Source organism: Limosilactobacillus coleohominis (genome assembly GCF_016901675.1).
Classification (GTDB): Bacteria; Bacillota; Bacilli; order Lactobacillales; family Lactobacillaceae; genus Limosilactobacillus; species Limosilactobacillus intestinavium.
The window spans coordinates 1-212 of the sequence record NZ_JACJKU010000232.1; the positions used below are offsets into that span (position 1 = coordinate 1).

At 45.3% G+C, this 212-nt stretch carries 1 protein-coding gene; it reads right to left on the reverse strand.

Annotated features, from left to right (window positions below; all coding sequences use genetic code 11):
* A partial coding sequence (locus H5975_RS08640) for an IS30 family transposase (RefSeq protein ID WP_204785659.1) occupies positions 1 to 212 on the reverse strand: 212 nt, incomplete at both ends.

A 212-nucleotide genomic window follows, 5' to 3' on the forward strand; every position in this document is an offset into this window, starting at 1 on the left:
AGTGGCCGGGAATTCAGATACCAATTGATTTGAACCAGCTGGCGATCGCTCAGCTCTTCAATAGCTTGTCCCTTGGGAATAAATCGTCGCAAAACTCGGTTACGGTTCTCATTACTACCGCGTTCATGTGGTGAATAAGCATGGGCAAAATAAACCGGAGTACCAGTTTGCCGTTCAATTGTCTGATAGTTAGCGAACTCTTTACCATGATC